Raw genomic sequence first — 2959 nt, 5'->3', positions numbered from 1 at the left:
GCCTCCGCGGCAGCGGTCGCCGCCGTCGCCGCCGTCGCCACCGCGGCCGCCTCGCGCAGCACCGTCCGCGACTTCCGCGCAGTCCGCAGCGCATCCCACGTGAGCAGCGACAACGCGGCCCACACCAGTGCGAACCCGGCCCACCGCTCGGCGGGCATCGCCTCGTGGAAGTACAGGATGCCGAGCAGGAACTGCAGCACGGGTGCCAGGTACTGCAGCAGTCCCAGCGTCGACAGCGGCACCCGGATCGCCGCCGCCCCGAAGCACACGAGCGGCACCGCGGTCACCACACCGGTCGCGGCCAGCAGCGCCGCGTGCCCGGCGCCCTCGCCGCCGAAGGTCGCGTCGCCCCGGGACGACAGCCACAGCAGATAGCCGAGCGCGGGCAGGAACTGGATCGCGGTCTCCGCGGCCAGCGATTCGAGACCGCCGAGGTTGAGCTTCTTCTTCACCAGCCCGTACGTCGCGAAGGAGAAGGCGAGGCAGAGGGAGATCCACGGCGGTTGGCCGTACCCGATGGTCAGTACGAGCACCGCGGCGAAGCCGATGCCGACCGCCGCCCACTGCGCGGGCCGCAGCCGCTCCTTCAGGAGCAGGACGCCCATCGCGATGGTGACGAGCGGGTTGATGAAGTAGCCGAGGGACGCCTCCACCACATGGCCGGCGTTCACGGCCCAGATGTAGACGCCCCAGTTGACCGTGATGGTGGCCGCCGCGACGGTGATCAGGCCCAGTCTGCGCGGCTGCCGCAGCAGTGGACCGGCCCAGGCCCAGCGCCGCATCACCACGAGCGCGATCACCACGATGCCGAGGGACCACACCATGCGGTGGGCGAGGATCTCCGCCGCTCCCGCGGGTTCGAGGAGCGGCCAGAACAGGGGAACGAGCCCCCACATGCCGTACGCCGCGAAGCCGTTCAGCAGACCGATCCGCTGCTCGCCCTTGGAATCCAGACCTATGTGCTGTTCGCCCTTGGACTCCACCGGCACGGCCCCTCCCTCTCACCACGCTGCGGACGCGCGGCGTCCGAACCACGCGCAACCTCCAAGAAGGTAGCGCCGAGCACCCCCGCCTGTCATGCCCGTATCGCCATACGGTCATTACAAACGGGGGTGCTTCCGGCGAGGCGTGAACGGGGGTGCTTCCCGCGGGTCGCGAACGGGAGTGCTTCCGGTGGGTCGGAGGTCAGCCCTTCAGCGCCGCCGCGATCGACTCCGCGATCGGCGTGGTCGGCCGGCCGGTCAGCCGGGACAGGTCACCGGTGGCGACGACCAGCTCGCCCTTCTCGATCGACGCGTCGACGCCGGCCAGGATCGCGGCGAAGGGCTCGGGCAGCCCGGCGCCGGTCAGGATGTCCTTGAACGCCTCGACGGGGACGGAGTTGTAGGCGATCTCCTTGCCGGACGCCTTGGCCACCTCGGCCGCGTACTCGGCGAAGCCCCACGCGGTGTCGCCGCCCAGCTCGTACGTCTTGTTCTCGTGGCCCTCACCGGTCAACACGGCCACGGCGGCGGCCGCGTAGTCCGCGCGGGAGGCCGAGGAGACCTTGCCCTCACCGGCGGCCTGGACGACGGCGTTGTACTCAAGGACCGGGGCCAGGTTCTCGGTGTAGTTCTCGTTGTACCAGCCGTTGCGCAGCAGGGCGTACGTCACGCCGGACTCCAGGATCGCCGCCTCGGTGCCGCGGTGGTCGTCGGCCAGTGCGGCGGACAGGCTGCCGGGGGCGCTGGTGTACGCGAGGAGCGCGACGCCGGCGGCCTTGGCGGCGTCGAGGACGACCTTGTGCTGGGCTACGCGGCCCTTGTCGAACTCGTTGCCCGAGATGAGCAGCACCTTGTCGCCTGCGGAGAAGAGGCCGTCGAAGGTCTCGGGGGCGTTGTAGTCGGCGATCGCGAGCTTCACGCCGCGGGCCGCGAAGTCCGCCGCCTTCTCCTCGCTGCGGACGACGGCCGTGATCCGGTCGGCCGGGACCTTCTCCAGCAGTCCCTCGATGACGAAACGGCCGAGGTGTCCAGTGGCTCCGGTGACGACGATGCTCATGGTGGAAACAACTCCTTGTGGGGTGGGTACGCCACTAACCATAGGAGTGGCACTAACTCTGCGAAAGTACCCACTTTGAAGTAAGGTACTGGCATGGCCGTAAGTGATTCTGCAGTGAGTGCTTCCACAGCGACCGGCGGTGCCGTGGCAACCGGCGGTTCCCGCGCTGCCGGGGCAGCGGGCAGTCCCGCGCTGACCACCAAGTGGAGCGTCGAGGGCGAGGCGATGTGCCCGTACCGCCTCGTTCTGGAGCACGTCACCAGCCGCTGGGGCGTCCTCGTCCTGATCGTCCTGCTGGAGCGCCCGTACCGCTTCAGCGAGCTGCGGCGCGCGATCGGCAGGGTCAGCGAGAAGATGCTCACCCAGACCCTGCAGACCCTGGAGCGCGACGGGCTCGTGAACCGGGACGCCAAGCCGGTCATCCCGCCGCGCGTCGACTACTCGCTCACGGACCTGGGCCGCGAGGCCGCCGACCAGGTGAAGGCGCTCGCGGGCTGGACCGAGCAGCGGATGGACGCGGTACTGGAGGCGCGCCAGACGTACGACGAGCTGAGGGCCCGCCAGGCAAACGGTGAGGCCCGGGCCTGAAGAGCCCGGGCCTCACCGAATCCGTACGACGGTGTCGGTGTCAGCCGACGACCGTCCAGGTGTCCCCGCCCGCGAGCAGTGCCGACAGGTCGCCCTTGCCGTTCTGTTCGATGGCCGCGTCGAGCTGGTCGGCCATCTGGGTGTCGTAGACCGGGCGGTCGACGGCCCTCAGGACGCCGATCGGCGTGTGGTGCAGTGTGTCCGGGTCGGCGAGCCGGGAGAGCGCGAACGCCGTGGTGGGGGAGGCGGAGTGCGCGTCGTGGACGAGGATCTGCGGCTCGTTCTCCGGGGTGACGGTGACGACCTTCAGGTCGCCGGTCACGGCGTCGCG

General features: G+C 70.2%; 3 protein-coding genes and 1 pseudogene. 1 reads left to right on the top strand and 3 read right to left on the bottom strand.

Going from position 1 to position 2959, the window contains the following annotated elements; all coding sequences use genetic code 11:
• A partial coding sequence (gene rarD / locus O3Q52_RS51470; RefSeq protein ID WP_269655301.1) for an EamA family transporter RarD occupies positions 1-959 on the bottom strand: 959 nt, incomplete at its 3' end.
• Between the two features lie 226 nt (positions 960-1185).
• Positions 1186-2040, bottom strand: coding sequence for an SDR family oxidoreductase (locus O3Q52_RS51465; RefSeq protein ID WP_269655299.1), 855 nt, complete (start codon positions 2038-2040; stop codon positions 1186-1188).
• Positions 2041-2265: 225 nt separating this feature from the next.
• Between O3Q52_RS51465 and O3Q52_RS51460 the strand changes: the two genes are divergently transcribed.
• A complete protein-coding gene (locus O3Q52_RS51460) occupies positions 2266-2628 on the top strand; it encodes a helix-turn-helix domain-containing protein (protein ID WP_269655300.1) in 363 nt (120 codons plus the stop codon).
• A 40-nt stretch (positions 2629-2668) separates the two neighbouring features.
• Here the strand turns inward: O3Q52_RS51460 and O3Q52_RS51455 are convergent.
• A pseudogene (locus tag O3Q52_RS51455) lies at positions 2669-2959 on the bottom strand (2-oxoacid:ferredoxin oxidoreductase subunit beta); the annotation flags it as partial.

Source organism: Streptomyces sp. ActVer, from assembly GCF_027270795.1.
Lineage (GTDB): Bacteria > Actinomycetota > Actinomycetes > Streptomycetales > Streptomycetaceae > Streptomyces > Streptomyces umbrinus_A.
This window is presented reverse-complemented; position numbering and strand designations above follow the sequence as displayed.